Consider the following 19007-nt stretch of genomic DNA (forward strand, 5'->3'; position numbering starts at 1 on the left):
TTCCTGTTCGCGCGGGGGCCTTAGGGCCGCAGCATGAAATTCACCAGCCAAAGCAGACGCTGCGGCGGAATGGGTTTTGGGGTCACATGAAACTGCGCCATGCGCCCGGTGATCTGCGGGGGGCCAAGGATTTCCTCGACCTTGTGGTAATGTTTGCGCTGTACGTAGTCGTCGAAATAGACATCGACAGGTTTGGTCGCCATGAAAGCCGCCGACAGGGCACAGGCCTGACGAAAGCGGCCATCGACCAGCACCACGTCGGGCTGGCGGAATTCGGGCAGGCCCCAGACCTCCAGCGCATAGCGCGGATAGCGTTGGAATTCGCTGTGATCGACGGGGTGGCCCCATTCCTTGGTGGCGCCGATATCGGACCAGATGACATCGACCCGGGTGCCCTGCGCGGGGGGATGGGCGGCCAGGTAGCCGCGCATCATCTGCGCCCATTCCTTGCCGGATTCGACGGAAAACACCGTCTTGCCCGGCATTTCCGAGGCCATGACGGTCGAGCCGCCCGAGCCATATTCAAGGATCACCTCGGCCCGGTCGTAGGCAGCGCGCAGCAACGCGGCCTCGGCCTCGGGCAGGGTCAGTTCGGGGCGGGTAATGACCTGGGTCATGCCGCCCCCAGTGGCGCTATTTGCGCTCGAAGACCGGCGGTTTGCCGAAATAGAACTCGGCCCCGCGGAACAGGATGGAATTGCCGTTCGTCGCGGCCTGCGCCTGATGCACATACTCGGGCGAAAACACCATGCTCATGGGCATGGGCGCCCAGTGCGGCAGGTTGTGAAAGGTCAGGATGACCAGCCAGACGCCGGCCATCTGCGCCACCATGTGTTCGTGCGTGGCATAGCTGACCAGCAGGCGCACCACGACCGCAATCAACCCGACAAAGACGTTGTCCATGACCATCTGGATATCGGGATTTTCGGCCTGCACCGGCAGCCCCAACATGTGAAACTGGCAATAGCGCCCGAACATCGTCGCCAGCACGCCCAGAACAAAGGCCCCGACAAAGCTGAGCGGGTACTTGGCGTTTTCCCAATAGCTGGTGCGCTGCACCACCTTTGGTGCGGCCATCCGTGCGGCGCGCTGCTGCCGGTGCATCTGCGCGATCGGATCGATACAGTCGGTGTCGGACATGGGCGCCCCCCTGATCTTGATATGTCAAGATCAGGCCTGACGCCAAATAGCGGCAAGAATTCGACGCCAGCGGCACGTTTTCAAGAAGGCGGCGCATCACGACACCCCCCGCCACTGCACGAAATAATTGGTGTTGGCCTGCTGGTGCTTGGCCTCGAAGACCAGGCCATAGCCGTGATCCGCGCACCAGGTTTGAAAGGCCGCGTCATTGTCGCCGTCGACCTCAACGAACAGCGCCGGGCGCTGCGCGGTTATCACAGCCTCGAATCCCGAAAGCACAAGCATTTCCATGCCTTCCACGTCGATCTTGATCAGGTCGACAGGCTCTTCGGCAAACAGGTCATCGCCCCGGTGCACCTCGATGTCACCGCCCTTTTTCAGCCGCGCGGCGCCCAGGTTGGCCCCCGGCGCACGCAACTTGAAACCGCCTTCGGACCGATCCGACAGGCCGATCCCCAGCGCGCCCAGCTCGATCACGTCGCCCAGCCCGTTGGCCTGCACATTGGCGCGCAGCGCCTCGATCGCCTTGGGGTTCGGTTCGATGCAGGTGACCCGGGCCGCGCCCATCAGCGTGGCGAAATACAGCGCGTGGTTGCCGACGTTGGCGCCCACGTCGATCACATGCGCGCCCTGCCCGATTACCGCCGCCACCCGATCCAGATCGGCGCGTTCATAGAACTTTCCCACCCGGTGGCGGCCCTGAATCGGGCAGCCCTCGGCGTTGAGGTGAAAGACGAAGTCGCGCCCGTCGATATGTGCCTCGACGCGCTCCATCAGCCCGCCATGAAAACCGAAACGACCGCCGCCAGCAGCCAGGCCACCATGCCGCCCAGCACTGCCGTCTTCCAGACGGACCCCTGAACCAGCCCCTGCACGTTGCCCGACCGCGCCCGCAGGCCAAAGCCGATCAGCGTGCCGACAAAGACCCCGACGCCGACGCCGGCGGTCTGGTTGATGGCTTCTGCAAACATCACGTCACCCCCGGAATACGAACGCCGCGCCCACGGCGATAAAGACAAAGCCGATCACCGTGTTCAGCGACACGGTTTCCTTCAGGTAGAAGGTCGAGAACCCGACAAAGATCGTCAGGGTGATGACCTCCTGGATGGTCTTGAGCTGCGCCGCCGAATAGACCTGATGCCCGATCCGGTTGGCCGGAACGGCCAGGCAATACTCGAAGAACGCGATGCCCCAGCTGATCAGGATCACGGTGAACAGCGCCGCGCCCTTGTGCTTGAGATGCCCGTACCAGGCGAAGGTCATGAAGACATTCGACAGGGACAGCAGCACGATGGGCGCCACGGCCGGATATGAAACTGTCATGCATCACCATCGCAACGCGCCGTGGGGCGGGGCTGTGCCCCGCTCCGCGGCCTCCTCAGCCCACCGAACCTTCGAGCGAAATCGCCACAAGTTGCTGTGCTTCCATGGCGAACTCCATTGGCAGGGCCTGCAACACTTCGCGGCAGAACCCGTTGACGACCAGCGCCACGGCCTCTTCCTCGTCCATGCCGCGCTGGCGGCAATAGAACAGCTGATCGTCATCGACCTTGGATGTGGTCGCCTCGTGCTCGACCCGCGACGAGTTGTTGCGGACCTCGATATAAGGCACCGTATGCGCCCCGCATTTGTCACCGATCAGCAGGCTATCGCACTGGGTATAGTTGCGCGAATTCTTGGCCTTGGGGTGCATCGAAACAAGCCCGCGATAGGTGTTCTGCGCGACGCCCGCCGAAATCCCTTTCGACACGATGCGCGACCGGGTGTTCTTGCCCAGGTGCACCATCTTGGTGCCGGTGTCGGCCTGCTGGTGGTTGTTGGCGATGGCGATCGAATAGAACTCGCCCTGGCTTTCTTCGCCGCGCAGGATGCAGGACGGGTATTTCCAGGTCACGGCACTGCCGGTTTCGACCTGAGTCCACATCACCTTGGCCCGGTCACCGCGGCAATCGGCCCGTTTGGTGACAAAGTTGTAGATGCCGCCCTTGCCGTTCTCGTCCCCGGGGTACCAGTTCTGAACGGTGGAATACTTCACCTCGGCGTCTTCTTCGATGATGATCTCGACCACGGCGGCGTGCAACTGGGCCACGTCGCGCTGCGGCGCGGTGCAGCCTTCGAGGTAGGACACATAGCTGCCCTTGTCGGCGATGATCAAAGTCCGCTCGAACTGGCCGGTATTCTCGGCGTTGATGCGGAAATAGGTCGACAGCTCCATCGGGCAGCGCACGCCCGGCGGCACGTAGACAAACGAACCGTCCGAAAACACGGCCGAATTCAGCGTCGCATAGAAGTTGTCCGACACCGGCACGACACTGCCAAGGTACTTCTTGACCAGTTCGGGATGCTCGCGGATCGCCTCGGAGATCGAGCAGAAGATGACGCCCGCCGCCTTCAGTTCCTTTTGAAAGGTCGTGCCAACGGACACGGAGTCGAACACCGCATCCACCGCCACGCGGCGTTCTTCGGTGCCGCCGCCCACGCGGGCATCGGCGGGGGTGGCATCGGCGCCCTCGACCCCGGCCAGGATCATCTGTTCCTTCAGCGGGATGCCCAGCTTGGCATAGGTTTCCAGCAGCTTGGGATCGACGTCATCCAGCGACTTGGGCTTTTCGGCCATCGATTTGGGACGCGCGTAGTAATACTGCTCCTGAAAATCGATCTGCGGGTACTCGACCATGGCCCAGTCGGGCTCTTTCATCTGCTTCCAGCGGGCAAAGGCCGCCAGACGCCATTCGGTCATCCACTCGGGTTCTTCGTTCTTGTCCGAAATCAGCCGAACGATGTCCTCGGTCAGCCCCTTGGGGGCATATTCCATCTCGATCTCGGTTTCCCAGCCGTACTTGTACTGGCCAGCGGATTTCACCGCATCCACGGTTTCCTGATCGACGCCTTCCTTGACGTTGACATCATCCATAGCTGACATTCGCGTTCCCTCTCAACTCAGGCGGCCCGTGCGCGGTGCCGCTGGTATTTCTGTGTCCACGCTTCCGCGAAGCGCAGGATTTCCTGTTCTGTCGTGGATGGCCCCAGGCTCACCCGGATGGCGCTGCTGGCCACCCCGTCGTCGTATCCCATGGCGCGCAGCACCCGGCTGGCCTTGACCTTGCCGCTGCTGCAGGCAGACCCGGCGCTGACGGCAAAGCCCGCAAGGTCCATCTGCATCACCTGCGTTTCACCCTTCCAGCCCGGAAGCGCAAAGCAGGACGTATTGGGGAGTCGCGCCGCAGATTTCCCGACAAAAATAGTCTCTTTAGCGCCAGCCTCAATAGCTTTTTCTAGAATATTTCTAATCTCGGCCACGCGCTGCCAGATGCCCGCATCCAGATCCCGCGCCGCCGCCTCCGCCGCGGCCCCGAAACCGGCGATCCCGATCACGTTTTCCGTGCCCGACCGGCGGCCCATTTCCTGCCCGCCGCCCTTGATCTGCGCCGCCAGATCGGTGCCGCGCTTCATCACCAGCGCGCCAATCCCCTTGGGCCCGCCCAACTTGTGCGCCGAGATCAGCGCCATCTGCGCCCCCGACCAGTTAAAGGCAAAGGGCAGCTTGCCAAAAACCTGCGTGGCATCGACCACCGCCAGACCCTGCGGCAAATCCTGCACCACCCCGGTCTCGGAATTGGCCGCCTGCAAGACCGTGCGCCCCGGCTCCGCGACCGCGACACGCCCCGCTTGATCCACCGTCAGACAGGGATCGATCCAGGCCGCCACGGCGTCATGCTCGATATCCGCGCCGACCAGAGCGCGTCCGGCGCAGGCCAGCGCTGCCGCCTCGGTCGCACCCGACACAAACACCACGTCCGCGCCATCCGCGCCAAAGGCCGATGCCACCTGCGCCCGCGCCCGCTCGACCAGCGATTTGGCCGCGCGGCCCTCGGCATGCACCGACGACGGATTGCCCACCAGGTCCATGGCCGCGATCATCGCCGCCCGCGCCTCGTCACGCAAAGGCGCTGTGGCATTCCAATCCAGGTAAACCCGGCTCATCGGCCCCCCGCCCCATGTTTCCTCTTGCCCCAAATATCCCGGGGTTTGGGGCAGAGCCCCAAGCGCTCACTTGTCATCATCCACCACCGAAAAGATCGACGGCACCGCCGGACAAGGGGCAAGCGTGTTTTCAACCACATCCGACAGGCGCGTCTGATGCAGGAACACGTAGACCTGCGCCGACAGGCTTTGCCACAGCCGGTTGGTCAGCGACTGCGCCCGCGACCCCGAGGCCGCGCCAGACGCCCCGGCCCCCTTGTGCATTGCGTCCACCGATTCATCGACCGCCGCCAGCACGTCGACCACGCGAATCTCGCTGGTCGGCCGCGCCAGGCGATAGCCGCCCCCCGGACCGCGCACCGAATCCACCAGCCCTGCCCGGCGCAGCTTGACGAAAAGCTGTTCCAGGTAAGGCAGGGAAATATCCTGCCGCTTCGAGATGTCGCCAAGCGTCACCAGGGCATCGGCCGGCTGCAAGGCGATATCGGTCAGCGCCACCATGGCGTAACGCCCTTTCGTACTCAGTTTCACAGGCTACTCCCCCTCAAGAAGGCCAAGGCCAAAACGCCAAGCCAATTGACCTTGGCCCGATGATTGCCTATCTGCAATTCAACCCGAACCAGCCAACAGCCGGTTTAGAACTTTTCTAAGGTGTCCGAGCAAATTCGTCAAGAATTCCGCCGCACCGCGCAAGGAACACGCCCCCTATGCCCGAGGTTATCTTTCCCGGACCCGAAGGCCGCCTTGAAGGCCGCTATCACCCGCAAAAGGATCGCGATGCCCCCATCGCGATCGTCCTGCACCCGCATCCGCAGTTTGGCGGGACGATGAACAACAAGGTTGTCTACAACCTGCATTACGCCTTTTACAACATGGGCTTTACCGTGCTGCGGTTCAATTTCCGCGGCGTCGGCCGGTCGCAGGGCGAATACGACCAGGGCGTGGGCGAATTGTCCGATGCTGCCTCGGCGCTGGATTACCTGCAGTCGATGAACCAGAACTCCAAGCATTGCTGGGTCGCCGGTTTCAGCTTTGGCGCCTGGATCGGCATGCAGTTGCTGATGCGCCGCCCCGAGATCACCGGCTTTGTCTCGGTCTCGCCGCCGGCGAACATGTACGACTTTTCCTTCCTGGCGCCCTGCCCGGCCTCGGGGCTTGTGATCAACGGCACCAATGATCGCGTGGCCCCGCCCGCCGACACCCGTGCGCTGGTGAACAAGCTGCACGAACAAAAGGGCATCACCATCACCCATGACGAGATCGAAGGATCGGGCCACTTCTTTGAAGAGCCGCACATGGACACGATGATCGGCAATGTCACCGGCTATGTGAAACGCCGCCTGACCGAAACCTCCCGCTAAGCAAGAGGCCCGACCATGGCGGATGTCCTGACAGACCTGGCTGACAAACTGGCCGCTGACACGATCAAGGCCATGGACGCGCTGGACGACGACCAGCTGTACGAACAGGTGGCCAAGGTTCTGGGCGCCTCGTCGCAGACGGCCGAGGAGGCCTATCTGACGTCGATCCGCATCCGCCTTGCCGAGCGGCGCGGGCGCACCTTTCTGACCGAGCACGTCAAGGCGGCGCTGGAGGCCAGGAAGCGTGGCGAGGAGATCCCCGAGGCGCTGGCCCCGGGGTCGGACAACGAACACCTGTAACGGGGCGCGGGGCACAGACCCCCGCGCTGCGCCGGCAATTGCCCTTGCCCGCCCGGCCCATAGCAGGCATGCATGCCGGCATGACCCAATCGCTTCCCGACCGCCTGACCGCCCAGATGACCTTTCTGATGGAGGCCGACCGGCTGAAATCCGTCAACCGCGCCTCGCGGTTGGCGTCAGGAGCGCGTTTCGAAAATTCGGCCGAGCACAGCTGGCACGTGGCGTTGTTTGCCCTGACCCTGGCCGAGCAGGCCCCCGAGGGCTGTGACATCGGCCGGGTGATCGCCATGCTGTTGCTGCATGACCTTGTGGAAATCGACGCCGGGGATGCACCGGTGTTCGGCGCGCATGACGGCGCGGCGATGGAGGCCGCCGAGCGCGCGGCCGCGGACCGCATCTTTGGCCTGTTGCCAGCAGATCAGGGCGCGGCTTTTCGCGCGCTCTGGGATGAATTCGAGGCCAACCAGACCCCCGAGGCGCAATTCGCCAAGTCGCTGGACCGCTTTGTGCCGCCGAACCTGAACATCGCCAATGATGGCGGGTCCTGGAAAGATTACGGGGTGGGCTGGGACACCTTTGAAAGCCGCGTCGGCGCAAAGATCCGCAACGGTGCGCCGGGGCTTTGGGACTGGATCGCGCCGCGGGCGCGGGCAGTGATCGAGCGTTTGGCGCGTTGATCCCAGGGCCGAGGGGGCGCTGCCCCCGCCTGCGGCCCCCCGGAGTATTTTCCCCAAGAAGAAGCCCGGGGACAGGGTCAGAAGTGGATGGCGCGGCCCCAGGCGTCAAGCACGCTTTCGTGCATCATTTCCGAAAGGGTGGGATGCGGGAAGACGGTGTGCATCAGGTCTGTCTCGGTGGTTTCCAGCTGGCGGCCGATGACATAGCCCTGGATCAGTTCGGTGACTTCGGCGCCGACCATATGCGCGCCCAAAAGCTCGCCTGTCTTTGCGTCGAAGATGGTTTTGACCAGCCCTTCGGGTTCGCCCAGGGCGATGGCCTTGCCGTTGCCGATGAAGGGGAAGCGTCCAACCTTGATGTCGAGGCCCTGTTCTTTGGCCTTGGCTTCGGTCAGGCCGACGCTGGCGATCTGCGGGTGGCAATAGGTGCAGCCCGCGATGCTGGCGGGATCGACCGGGTGCGGGTGCTGGCCGGCGATGAGTTCGGCGACCATCACGCCTTCGTGGCTGGCCTTGTGGGCAAGCCAGGGCGCACCGGCAAGATCGCCGATGGCATAAAGCCCGTCGACGCCGGTGCGGCAGTGCGGGTCGGTCACCACATGGGTCCGTTCGACCCGGACGCCCAAGGCCTCGAGGCCCAGTCCTTCTACATTTCCGACAATTCCGACGGCTGAAATCACCGTATCAAAGGTTTCTTTTGTGGTTTTGCCATCTTTTTCGATATGGGCTGTCACCTGCCCCTTACCCCGGTCAAGCTGTTTGACCATGGTCTTTTCGCGGATCGTCATGCCCTGTTTTTCGAACTGCTTTTTCGCAAAGGCGCTGATTTCGGCATCTTCGACAGGCAGTACGCGGTCCATCACCTCGACCACCGTCACATCGGCGCCAAGGGTGTTGTAGAAGCTGGCGAATTCGATGCCGATGGCGCCCGAGCCGATGACCAGCAAGCGTTTGGGCATGCGCGGCGGCACCAGGGCGTGTTTGTAGGTCCAGACCAGATCGCCGTCGGCCTCGAGCCCCGGCAATTCGCGGGCGCGCGCGCCGGTGGCCAGCACGATATTCGGGGCGCTCAGATCCTGGGTGCCCTTGTCGGTTTTCACCGAGACGCGGCCCTTGGCGGGCAAAGTCGCCTCGCCCATCACCACCGTCACCTTGTTCTTTTTCAGCAGGTGGCCGACGCCGCCGTTCAGCTGTTTGGCCACCCCGCGCGAGCGTTTGACCACGGCGTCCAGGTCAAAGCCGATCTTTTCGGCGCTCAGCCCATAGTCGCCAGCGCGCTGCATGTAGTGGAAAATCTCGGACGAGCGCAGCAGCGCCTTGGTCGGGATGCAGCCCCAGTTCAGGCAGATGCCGCCCATGTGTTCGCGTTCGACCACGCAGACCGACAGGCCCAATTGCGCGCCCCGGATGGCCGCGACATAGCCCCCCGGACCGGCCCCGATCACGATCATGTCAAAGCTTTTCGCACTCATCCCGCCCCCCTGCCGATGCTGTTCGCAAGAAGGCTAGCGCATCGCCCCAGGCGGGGCAACGCGGTTGCGCGTCTGGGCGCCTCGGCTCAGGCGGCCTGCTGCATCTCGCGCAGGGTGGTGCCATAGCCGCCGTCCTGCATATAGGCCTGTTCGGCCTCGGTCGAGCTGCGCGACAGCGCCGCGTTGCGGTAAGGAAAGCGGCCGAACTGGCGGATCACCTCGCGGTGCACCCGGGCGTGCAGCAGGTTGCCCTGCCCCTGGGGCAGGCGTTCCTTCATCAGGCGCACGCAGCGGTCCTGGTCACACAGGTTTTCCGAATGCATCAAGGGCAGGTAAAAGAACTGCCGCGCCGGTTCGTCGATCTTCATGTCCCAGCCGCGATGGATCGCCTGCTTTGCCGCCGCCAGCGACACCCTGTCCGAGACAAAGGCCCGCGCATCACCGCGGAACATGTTGCGCGAAAACTGGTCCAGCAGGATGATGTAGGCCAAAGTGCCGCTGGGATAGGTCAGCCACAACCCGTGACGGCCCGCCATGGCGCCTTCCCATGTGGTCAGGAACCGGCTTCGGATGTCGTCATCCAGCGTCTCGTCCTGTTTGTACCAGCCCTCGGGGCCAATTTCGTCCAGCCAGAAGGCCAGGATTTCTTCGGGCGTCGACATGTTTATCCCTCCACGCGCACGCTTGTCCCCCAATTGAAGTGCAAGCCTAGCGCGGCACCTGTCGCGGTCACAATCACGAATTCTGTCAGATTGTGACCGCGTTGCGCGGCGGTCACCGGTGCGGGTCGTGGTGGGTTTCGTCGTCTTCTGCGGCTTCGATGGCGTATTCCTGCGCCACCTCCATCACGATGGCGGTCGAGGTCGGGCTGACCGGCGCATAGCTGGCGGTGTCCTCGACCGGGATCGATCGGCGCTGTGTCATGCGGTAGACGGCGTAAAGCGCCAGCGCGATCAGCAAGAAGGCGATCAGGATGAAATAGCCGTGCGGACCGATCACCTGCATGCCCCAGCCGATGATCAGCGGCCCGGCGATGGCCCCAAGCCCGTTGATGAACAACAGTCCGGCGGAGGATGCAGCCATGTCCTCGGGTTGCAGAAAGTCGTTGGTATAGGCGATCAGCAGCGAATACAGCGGGTTCGAACTGCCCCCGATCACAAAGGCCGCCGCCACCAGCAGGTTGAAGTTGCCACCGGCGAAAATGGCGATCGCCGCCGCGGCGCCGCCAAAGGCCGCAACGATGAACACCAGTACGCGGCGGTCCATGCGGTCCGAAATCCAGCCCAGCGGGTATTGCAGCAGCAAGGCGCCGACATAGAAGGACGCCACGAAAATCGAGATCTGCCCAAGGCTCAGCCCTGCGACGCTGCCATAGACCGCCGCCATGCCGAATTGCGCCGAAAACACCCCGCCCAGCAGGAACATCCCCACCATGCCCAGCGGCGAGACGTGGTAAAGTTCCTTCAGGGTCATGGGCTTGGTCGATTCAAAGGCCGGTGTCGGCGAGATCGACAAAAGGATCGGCGCAAAGGCCACCGAAACCAGAACCGAAGGGATCACGAACAGCAAGAACCCCGACGGGTCGGGAATGTTCAGCAGCGCCTGCGCCGCGATGATCCCGACCATCTGCACGATCATGTAGGCCGACAGCGCCTGACCGCGGGTTTCGTTGGTCGCCGAGTTGTTCAGCCAGCTTTCCGCCGTCACGTAGACGCCGCAGAAACAAAAGCCGATGACCACGCGGCCAAGGATCCAGACCGCCGGATGCTGCATCGCCGGGTACAGGATCAGCACCGCCGAGATAAAGCTGCCAAAGGCCGCAAAGACCCGCACATGGCCGACGCGCCGGATCAGGTGCGGCGTCATGCGCGACGAAAACAGGAAGCCGGCGAAATAGGCCGACATGACCATGGACATTTCCATCGCCGAAAAGCCGGCAGCCGGCCCGCGCACACCCAAAAGCGACCCTTGCAGGCCGTTGCCCACCATCAGCAGCAACATGCCCAACAAAAGGGCCCAGGAATTTCTAAGAACAACGAACATGACGGCTCCTTCAGACCTTGCCTAGGCGGCCTGACAGCAAAAGGGTTGGACAGGAACGACCCTTTGCGGCGTCCGGTGTCGTCTTAGGACCATCACGGGTCCCGAAAGGCAAGGGTCATCGCGACGGGATCATCAACGATGCGTCCCCGTAGGAAAAGAACCGATACTCGGTCTCGATGGCATGGGCATAGATGTGCCGGATGGTCTGCGGCCCCATCAGCGCCGAGACCAGCATCATCAGGGTGGATTTCGGCAGGTGGAAATTGGTCATCAGCGCATCTGCCACGTGAAAGGTGAACCCGGGGTAAATGAAGATGTCGGTGACGTCGCGATAGGCGGCGATCTGCCCGCCCCGTGCCGCGGTTTCGATCAGCCGCAGCGCCGTGGTGCCCACCGGAATCACCCGCCCCCCGGCCGCCTTGGTGCGGGCGATGTCCTGCGCGGCCTGCTCGGACACTTCGCCCCATTCGCCGTGCATCTTGTGCCGGGTCACATCCTCGACCTTGACCGGCAGAAAGGTTCCCGCGCCCACATGCAGCGTGACATGGGTGAACTGCACGCCCTTGTCGCGCAGTGCCGCCAGCAGCGGCGCATCGAAATGAAGCGAGGCCGTCGGCGCGGCCACAGCGCCGGTGTTGCGCGCCCAGACGGTCTGGTAATCCTCGCGGTCCTGGTCGTCGGCGGGGCGTTTGGCGGCGATATAGGGCGGCAGGGGCATGGCGCCGGCGGCGTTCAGCGCCGCGTCGAAATCATCCCCCGACAGGTTGAAACGCAGCGCGCCCTGGCCTTCATCCTTTGCCTCAAGAATGGCCGACAACGCGCTGGAAAAGATGATCTCTTCGCCTTCCCGCACCTTTTTCAGGGGTTTGATCAGGGCGCCCCATGTGCCGTCTGCCTTCGGCTCCAGCAGGGTCACTTCGATGCGCGCCTCGGTCAGGCCCTGCGCGCCGTCGCGGCGGCGGATGCCGCTGAGCCGCGCGGGGATCACGCGGGTGTCGTTCAGCACCAGCAGATCGCCGGGGCGCAGCCAGTCCGGCAGGTCGCTGACCCGCGCATCGGTGATCTGGTCGCCCTGCGCCACCAGCAGCCGCGCCGAGGACCGCGGCCGCGCGGGCCGGGTGGCGATCAGGTGTTCGGGCAGGTCAAAGTCGAAATCGGAAAGCTGCATGGGGCCTCTGGTCTATTGCGCCACCTCTGGGGGCGGGCGGCGGAAGATGTCACGGAACATCCCCGGGGTGAAGACCGAAAGCGGGTTCACGCTGACCCGCGGGCCGGTGACCGGGCCGCGCAGGTTGAAGTTGAACCCGATCAGCCCTTCGCCCTTGCGCGAAATCAGCCGCCCGATGCCGTTCAGGATATAGATCGGCGACACCACGCCCTGCATGTCCATGGTGCCGCTTTTCATGTCGTAATAGCCATCCATCGATATCCCCATCGACGGGCCGACGGCGCTGGACTGGGTCAGCACCACGGTCGAGGGCGTCAGGCGGAACCGGGCCTCGACCTCGGAAAAGAAGATGCCGGGACCATTGGCCTGGTCCAGCAGACCGACGATGGAAATGGCGTCCAGCAGCGCGCCGATGGCCGGGGCATTGCGCAGGCGCGGCCCTTCGATCGTCAGGTGGCCATCATAGGAACCGCTGGTGCCGCGCACCGGCCCCAGGTCCAGCCTGAAGGTGCCGTTCTGCACCGTTTTCAGGATGCCGGCGGCCTTCAGGATATCGCCCGCGTCCTCGCCCCGGACACGAAAGGCACTGCGCCCGCTCTGCGGGATCACCTGCCCGCGCACCTGCGCCGATCCGCCCAGCTGCCCGTCAAAGCGCCCCTCGAGGCCGCGCGCCAGGTCGAAATCGCCGCGGAACCAGCTTAGCCAGATGCTGTCGGTCACCTGCAGGCGGTCCAGCGTCAGCGACAGCGGACCGCCGCCGCCCGACGGTGCCCCACCCGACCCCGTGCCGCCGCCCCCGGCGCCAAAGGGCGCGCTGCGCAGATCGACCCGGCCCGCGCTGACCTCGATCCCCGGGGCGACGCCGCGGCCGCGCCCGCGCAGGGTGGCCGTCACGTCCAGCCAGTCGCCCAGGCTGAGCCGCGACAGGCGCAGGGCCTCGAACTGGCCATTGTCGGCCAGCGCCAGCGTGCCGTTGGCTGACAGCCCGGCGCCCGACAGCGACATGCCGTCGATGCGGATCGGCTTGCCCAGGGTTCCGGCGATCTGGAAATTGCCCGTCGCACCCTGCGGCAACTGCCAGCCCAGCTGCGGGATCGCCAGGCCCAGCCCGGCCAGCGTGCTGGTCAGCGTGAACCCCGGCGCGCTGCCCTTTTCCAGCGTCAGGTCCAGATTGCCTATGCCCTTGCCGCTGATCATCCCGGCGGGCAGGGTCACGCCCACCGCCTTCAGGGTTTCGGGGGTCATCGTCACCTGCGCGGTCACGCGCCCCGCGCCGCCGCCCAGCGGTTGGCGCCACTGGCCGGTGGCGGGCACCCCGGACAGGGTGACCGGACCGGAAATCGCCACGGCGTCGTTGTCCAGCGTCATGTCCAGCCGATCCGCCGCAAGGCTGCGGCCCGGGATCAGGCTGTCGCTTTTGACGTCGCGCAGCACCCCCTTCAGGTTCAGGTCGATGTCGGGCAGCTTGATCCCCTTGGCCAGCGGCAGGGTGATCTCTCCGCTCACCTCGGCGCGGCCGGTGGCCATGTCGGCCGAGCGTCCGGCCTTGCGCAGCACCCGCCAGGTGTCGTTGTCGATATAGGACAGCGCCGCCGTCAGGCTGCTGCCCGCCTTGATCCGGATGATCGCCGGGGCCGGTTTGATCGACATGTCGGGAATCACGAATTGCGAGCCGGCAAGGTCGATCGCGCCGCCCTGCCCCGGATCGCTGAACCCCTTGTCGACGTGGATGCCCAGCCGCTTGTCATACAGTGTCAGCCGCCCCGAACCGCCGGTCAGTTCCGGCAGCTTTGGGTTGTAGGTCAGGCGGGCATCGTCAAAGCGCAGGTCAAGGAAATGCGACGGCTTTTCCTGGCCCGGATGCAGGCGCAGGGCATAGACCGCGTCATGCACGCGGCCCTCTTTGACGTTGGCCGTCAACCAGTCGCGGGTCTTGGTTCCGCGGGTCTGCGGCCAGAACGACAGGACCTGTTCGGGCGTGGTTTCGGCGATGCGTGCATCCAGCGCCACGTCCCAGCCATCGGAATAGGCCGCCAGTTCGCCCGTGGCGCGGAGCGGGAATTCGGGATCGGTAAGCCGCAGGTTGCCCAGCGACAGCTGGAACGGGTTGAACGTCAGCTTGAAGGCGGTCTGTGCGCCCTTCACTTCCAGCGCGCGGTCCAGCAGCGCGCCTTGCGCCAGCGTCACCTGCGGCAGGCTGAATTGCGCCGTCAGCGCCGAGGGCCAGCCGTCCTGCCAGTTCTCCAGCGTCGCCTTGCCTTCGGCACTGACCGCCAGCAGTTCGGATTGCACCGAGATTTCGTCAAAGCGCAGCTGCGCGCGGTCCGGCAGGTAGGTCAGATAGGTACGCGCGCCGTCAAAGGGGATCGGCTTGAGATTGCGGTTGGCGCGCAGCACCCCGGCGCCGATCTGCAAGGTGGCGTTCAACGGCCCCAGGCTGCCGTCCTCGGCCACGCTGGAGCGCAGGGCACCGGAAATCGGCGCCTCGAGCACTTCGAGCCAGGCCAGCGCCGGGGTCTGGGTGGCGATGTCGCGCGACCACAGATCGTTCAGCTTCAACCCGAAATCCAGCCGCGCCGAACCGACGACGCTTTCGGCGTTCATTTCGATCGTGGCCACGCTGTCGCCGCCCGCCAGCAGCGCAAGGTCGCCCGAAATCGCCAGCTTGCCGTCCTGCCGGGCCAGGCGGATCCGCCCGCCATCGGCCGTCCAGCCGCGATGCGCACGGATGTCTTCGTAGCGGATGGTCAGGGCATCGGCTTCGAACAGGTCAAGATCGGCCAGCCGCGGGTCGGCGATGATCTGGTCGATCTCGGTGATGATCTGCGGCAGGTCCGGAGTGCGCGTTCCAGCCGAAAAGACATCCCCCAGGGCCAGCCCGAAACGCCCCTGCGCGTCGCGCTGCAAGGTCACGAATGCGCCCGAGACCTGGGCGCTTTGCAGGACCATTTCGCCGCGCAGCATGGCCGCCGGGGAAAAGCCTGCCTCGATGTCGGACAGGGCGGCGATCTGTTCACCCAGCGCGTTGCGCAGGTCGACGTCCCAAAGAATCACCCGCGGCTGGCCCTTGCGGCTGACCTCAAGGCTCATCCGGCCGAAATTGATCCGCAGCCCCGGCAGGCTTTCGTCGATGCGTTGGACGATCTTGTCGCGCAGCCAGTCGGGCGCCGCCACCGGACGGCCCATCATCGCCAGCCCCCCCAGCGAAAGCGCGGCCAGCAGCACCAGGAAGACGGCCAGCGCAGTCCAGCGCCTGCGGGTCCGGCGCCGCTGTCTGAAGGGGTCTGTTTTAGGATCCGTCACTGGAACACCGGCCTCGGGGGGTTATCTGAGGGCTTTGACCTTGCGCTTTACCGTGGTCTTGCCCAAGACCATAGCGCAGCCCACGAAGGAGATACATATGTCAGACATGGCCCCCGATTTCACCCTGCCGTCGACCGCAGGCGACATTTCGCTTGCGGCGCTCAAGGGCAGCAAGGTGGTTCTGTTCTTCTATCCGCGCGACGATACCAGCGGCTGCACCCGGGAAAACGAGGATTTCACCGCCCTGAAGGCGGACTTTGAAGCCGCCGGTACGCAGGTCTTTGGGGTGTCGAAGGACAGCCTGGCCAGCCACGAGAAGTTCATGGCCAAGAAGGCGCTTGGCGTGCCGTTGATTTCCGACGAGGCGGGCGATCTGTGCGAACGGATGGGCGTCTGGAAGGAAAAGAAGATGTACGGCAAGACCTTCATGGGGATCGAGCGCAGCACCTTTCTGATCGACGCCGAGGGCCGCATCGCGCGCGCCTGGCACAAGGTCAAGGTGCCCGGCCATGCGCAGGAGGTGCTGGAGGCGGCGCAGGCGCTGTAAGGTGTCGACGGGGGCTGGGGGCTTTGCCCCCGTCGCTGCGCGACTCCCCCAGGATATTTTTGGCAAGAGGAAACAGGGGGCGGGATGCTGACGCTGAGCGAGATGGCGGTGGATGTGTTGACCACGGCGGACGGGCGCGAGAAGACCGCGAAATCGCGGGCCTATGCGGCGCAGTGGTTCGCGGCGCGGGCTGCGGGAGCGCCGTTGCCGGTGGGGCGCGCCGCGCCGCCGCTGCGCCCTTCCCGCCCTGACAGGCCCGAGCTTCTGGACCCGCGCGAGGTGCCAAAGCGCAAGCCGGGCAGCCCGCAGGGGCGCATCGCGCTGCTGCATGCGGTGGCCCATATCGAGCTGAACGCGGTCGATCTGCACTGGGACATCATTCCCCGCTTTTCCCATGTCGATATGCCGATCGGCTACTATGACGACTGGGTCAAGGCGGCGGACGAGGAATCAAAACACTTCAACCTGATGTGTGATTGCCTGGAGGAGCTGGGCAGCTTCTATGGTGCGCTGCCCGCCCATGCGGGTATGTGGCGCGCCGCCGAGGACACGGTGGACGACCTGCAAGGGCGGCTTGCGGTGGTTCCGATGGTTCTGGAGGCGCGCGGGCTGGATGTGACCCCCGGGATGATCGAGATTTTCCGCAAGGGCGGCGTGCCCAGTGCCGTCGCGGCGCTGGAGACGATCTATGCCGAAGAGGTCGGGCATGTGGCCTATGGGTCGAAATGGTTCCACTTTTTGTGCGGCCGGCACAACCAGGACCCAATTGTTGTGTTTCACGCACTGGTGCGGAAATATTTTCACGGCCCCTTGAAACCTCCGTTCAACGAGGAAAAGCGCGCCGAGGCGGGGCTGCCGCCGGACTTTTACTGGCCACTTGCGGATAAGTTGTAAGGATCAACTGGAACGGTGAACCCTTTAATATCGGCGGTTTTTTGCCATTTGGGCAACAGACCGCCGCCCGCCCCGAATCAACTGGCCAAATTACTTGCGAAAAAGTGAATGGCTGGCTAAGCCCGTCCGGGTGGGATCACGGCTGGGGAGCCGGGAGCCGACATTGGGACGGGTCACAAGAGGGACGGTCAGGTGAGAACACGTCTGGCAATCAAGACACACGCGTTGATCGAACGCTTCTTTCCGGAACGCCGGTTGTTTCTGCGATCCGAGACGGACACGCGTTTCATCCGCCTCAAGCCCGAGACTCAGGCCATTGCCTTTGCAGGATCGGCGCTGGTGGTTTCCTGGACGATCGTCGCGACGGCCATCCTTTTGATGGACTCGATCGGTGCAGGTAACTTCCGCGAACAGGCAAAGCGCGAACAGATCACCTATCAGCAGCGTCTGAATGCCCTGTCGAGCGAGCGCGATGGCCGCGCCAGCGAAGCGCTGGCCGCGCAGGAACGGTTCAATGCGGCGCTGAAACAGATTTCCATCATGCAGTCCGAACTGCTGGAAAGCGAAACCCGCCGCCGCGAACTGGCGACCGGGATCGACGTCATCCAGGCGACGCTGCGTGACACCATGAAGGACCGCGAAAGCATTTCTGACCGGCTGGCAGCGATCGAGTCGCAGCTGGAAGGCAATGGAACCGCCCTTGCCGCGGCCTCGGGTCAGGGTGATGGCACCATGGATTTCCTGGCCGATGCGCTGGCCCGCACCGCCGAAGAGCGTGACAAGGTCGTGGCCGATGCCCAGGCCGCGCTGGTGCGCGCCGCCGAAATGCAGGCCGAAATCGAAGCGATGGAAGACAAGAACGACCGCATCTTCCGCCAGCTCGAAGAGGCGATGACCGTGTCGGTCAAGCCGCTGGACAAGATGTTCCAGGCCGCCGGCATGAACCCCGACAGCATCATCAGCCAGGTCCGCAAGGGCTATTCCGGCCAGGGCGGCCCGCTGACCCCGCTGTCCTTTTCCACCCGCGGCGAAGAACCCAGCGCCGATACCAAGCGCGCCAACCGCATCCTGGGCGAAATGGACCGGCTGAACCTGTACCGGATCGCCGCGCAAAAGGCGCCCTTTGCCAGCCCGCTCAAGGATGCGTTCCGCTTTACCTCGGGCTTTGGCTATCGCTGGGGCCGCCTGCATGCCGGCACCGATTTCGCCGCGCCGCATGGCACACCGATCTATTCCACCGCCGATGGCGTTGTCACCCACGCGGGTTGGTCCTCGGGGTATGGCCGCCTGGTCAAGATCCAGCACGAGTTCGGAATCGAGACCCGCTATGCCCACATGTCGAAAATTCGCGTGAAGGTTGGCCAAAGGGTCTCGCGCGGACAGCGTGTTGGTGATATGGGGAACACTGGACGGTCGACCGGGACCCATCTTCACTATGAGGTCCGCGTCGGCGGCAAACCCGTTAATCCGATGATCTACATCAAGGCTGCGAACGATGTTTTCTAAAAGCAAAATCAATGAACCCGGCTCCAAGGCCGACGACAACACCGCTGCAAAGCCCGCAGCCCCGGCGGATGCCCCTCGCGCCCCTGCGGCTGGCGATTTCAGCAAGCCGGCGACGCCCAAGGCGAAACCGCCTGCATCGGTGCTGTCGAACGATCTGCACATCACGGGCAACATCCGCACCACCGGTGACATCCAGGTCGAAGGCACGGTCGAGGGCGACATTCGCGCCCACCTGCTGACCATCGGCGAAAGCGCCACCATCAAGGGCGAGGTGATCGCCGATGATGTGGTCGTGAACGGCCGTATCGTGGGCCGCGTTCGCGGGCTCAAGGTGCGCCTGACCGCCACCGCGCGCGTCGAGGGTGACATCATCCACAAGACCATCGCCATCGAATCCGGCGCCCATTTCGAAGGCTCGGTGCAGCGTCAGGACGATCCGCTGTCCGGTGGCAAGGCTGCCGCTGGCGCGGTGCCGCGTCCGGCAGCACCCGCGCAGCCTCAACCGCAGCAGGCCCCCAAGCCCGCGCAGTAAGGCCCGGCCTGTTTCGGAACTCTTTGAAAAGCCGCCTTTCGGGGCGGCTTTTCTTATGGCCGCGGCGCGTCAGATGGCTG

20 protein-coding genes are annotated in these 19007 nt (G+C 64.4%); 7 read left to right on the forward strand and 13 right to left on the reverse strand.

Features of this window, described 5'->3' with window-relative positions:
* Positions 1-20: 20 nt before the first annotated feature.
* From QF118_RS14870 to QF118_RS14905, 8 genes are all read right to left on the reverse strand, one after another.
* Positions 21-617: a hypothetical protein gene (locus tag QF118_RS14870; protein WP_282299824.1), complete on the reverse strand. Its 597-nt coding sequence runs from the start codon at positions 615-617 to the stop codon at positions 21-23.
* Positions 618-633: 16 nt separating this feature from the next.
* Positions 634-1140: a hypothetical protein gene (locus QF118_RS14875; protein WP_282299825.1), complete on the reverse strand. Its 507-nt coding sequence runs from the start codon at positions 1138-1140 to the stop codon at positions 634-636.
* A 96-nt stretch (positions 1141-1236) separates the two neighbouring features.
* A complete protein-coding gene (locus QF118_RS14880) occupies positions 1237-1914 on the reverse strand; it encodes an FkbM family methyltransferase (RefSeq protein ID WP_282299826.1) in 678 nt (225 codons plus the stop codon).
* Entirely contained in the window at positions 1914-2111 is a 198-nt protein-coding gene (locus QF118_RS14885) for a hypothetical protein (RefSeq protein ID WP_282299827.1), read from the reverse strand. Before QF118_RS14885 ends, QF118_RS14880 begins: the two co-directional genes overlap by 1 nt.
* 4 nt (positions 2112-2115) lie before the next feature.
* Entirely contained in the window at positions 2116-2463 is a 348-nt protein-coding gene (locus tag QF118_RS14890; RefSeq protein WP_282299828.1) for a DMT family protein, read from the reverse strand.
* A gap of 55 nt (positions 2464-2518) precedes the next feature.
* Positions 2519-4063, reverse strand: a complete 1545-nt coding sequence (gene sufB, locus QF118_RS14895; protein ID WP_282299829.1) for a Fe-S cluster assembly protein SufB — start codon at positions 4061-4063, stop codon at positions 2519-2521.
* A gap of 17 nt (positions 4064-4080) precedes the next feature.
* The gene (locus tag QF118_RS14900; protein ID WP_282299830.1) at positions 4081-5124 is read right to left on the reverse strand and encodes a cysteine desulfurase family protein; all 1044 of its coding nucleotides are present in this window, start codon (positions 5122-5124) and stop codon (positions 4081-4083) included.
* 66 nt (positions 5125-5190) lie between these two features.
* A complete protein-coding gene (locus QF118_RS14905; protein ID WP_282299831.1) occupies positions 5191-5655 on the reverse strand; it encodes a Fe-S cluster assembly transcriptional regulator IscR in 465 nt (154 codons plus the stop codon).
* A gap of 176 nt (positions 5656-5831) precedes the next feature.
* Here QF118_RS14905 and QF118_RS14910 point away from each other — a divergent pair, with 176 nt between their 5' ends.
* The 3 genes from QF118_RS14910 (at position 5832) to QF118_RS14920 (ending at position 7462) form a co-directional block, all read left to right on the forward strand.
* Entirely contained in the window at positions 5832-6485 is a 654-nt protein-coding gene (locus tag QF118_RS14910; protein ID WP_282299832.1) for an alpha/beta hydrolase, read from the forward strand.
* 15 nt (positions 6486-6500) lie between these two features.
* Positions 6501-6785, forward strand: a complete 285-nt coding sequence (locus QF118_RS14915; protein ID WP_282299833.1) for a hypothetical protein — start codon at positions 6501-6503, stop codon at positions 6783-6785.
* Between the two features lie 80 nt (positions 6786-6865).
* Entirely contained in the window at positions 6866-7462 is a 597-nt protein-coding gene (locus tag QF118_RS14920) for an HD domain-containing protein (protein WP_282299834.1), read from the forward strand.
* A 77-nt stretch (positions 7463-7539) separates the two neighbouring features.
* Here the strand turns inward: QF118_RS14920 and lpdA are convergent, their stop codons facing one another.
* The 5 genes from lpdA to QF118_RS14945 all read right to left on the reverse strand — a co-directional run bounded on the left by lpdA (position 7540) and on the right by QF118_RS14945 (position 15448).
* Positions 7540-8934, reverse strand: a complete 1395-nt coding sequence (gene lpdA / locus QF118_RS14925; protein ID WP_282299835.1) for a dihydrolipoyl dehydrogenase — start codon at positions 8932-8934, stop codon at positions 7540-7542.
* Positions 8935-9020: 86 nt separating this feature from the next.
* Complete coding sequence (locus QF118_RS14930) at positions 9021-9596, reverse strand: DUF924 family protein (protein ID WP_282299836.1); 576 nt, start codon at positions 9594-9596, stop codon at positions 9021-9023.
* Between the two features lie 112 nt (positions 9597-9708).
* Positions 9709-10977, reverse strand: a complete 1269-nt coding sequence (locus QF118_RS14935) for an MFS transporter (RefSeq protein ID WP_282299837.1) — start codon at positions 10975-10977, stop codon at positions 9709-9711.
* Between the two features lie 115 nt (positions 10978-11092).
* Positions 11093-12145: a tRNA preQ1(34) S-adenosylmethionine ribosyltransferase-isomerase QueA gene (gene queA, locus QF118_RS14940; RefSeq protein ID WP_282299838.1), complete on the reverse strand. Its 1053-nt coding sequence runs from the start codon at positions 12143-12145 to the stop codon at positions 11093-11095.
* A 12-nt stretch (positions 12146-12157) separates the two neighbouring features.
* Positions 12158-15448: a YhdP family protein gene (locus tag QF118_RS14945; protein WP_282299839.1), complete on the reverse strand. Its 3291-nt coding sequence runs from the start codon at positions 15446-15448 to the stop codon at positions 12158-12160.
* Between the two features lie 97 nt (positions 15449-15545).
* Here QF118_RS14945 and QF118_RS14950 point away from each other — a divergent pair, with 97 nt between their 5' ends.
* The 4 genes from QF118_RS14950 (at position 15546) to QF118_RS14965 (ending at position 18927) form a co-directional block, all read left to right on the forward strand.
* A complete protein-coding gene (locus QF118_RS14950) occupies positions 15546-15995 on the forward strand; it encodes a peroxiredoxin (RefSeq protein ID WP_282299840.1) in 450 nt (149 codons plus the stop codon).
* 84 nt (positions 15996-16079) lie between these two features.
* A complete protein-coding gene (locus QF118_RS14955; protein ID WP_282299841.1) occupies positions 16080-16889 on the forward strand; it encodes a ferritin-like domain-containing protein in 810 nt (269 codons plus the stop codon).
* Between the two features lie 192 nt (positions 16890-17081).
* Complete coding sequence (locus QF118_RS14960) at positions 17082-18395, forward strand: M23 family metallopeptidase (protein ID WP_282299842.1); 1314 nt, start codon at positions 17082-17084, stop codon at positions 18393-18395.
* Positions 18385-18927, forward strand: coding sequence for a bactofilin family protein (locus QF118_RS14965; protein ID WP_282299843.1), 543 nt, complete (start codon positions 18385-18387; stop codon positions 18925-18927). The genes QF118_RS14960 and QF118_RS14965 overlap by 11 nt, the downstream gene beginning before the upstream one ends.
* Positions 18928-19007 lie beyond the last annotated feature (80 nt).

Origin of the sequence: Tropicibacter oceani, assembly GCF_029958925.1 — a bacterium.
Lineage (GTDB): Bacteria > Pseudomonadota > Alphaproteobacteria > Rhodobacterales > Rhodobacteraceae > Pacificoceanicola > Pacificoceanicola oceani.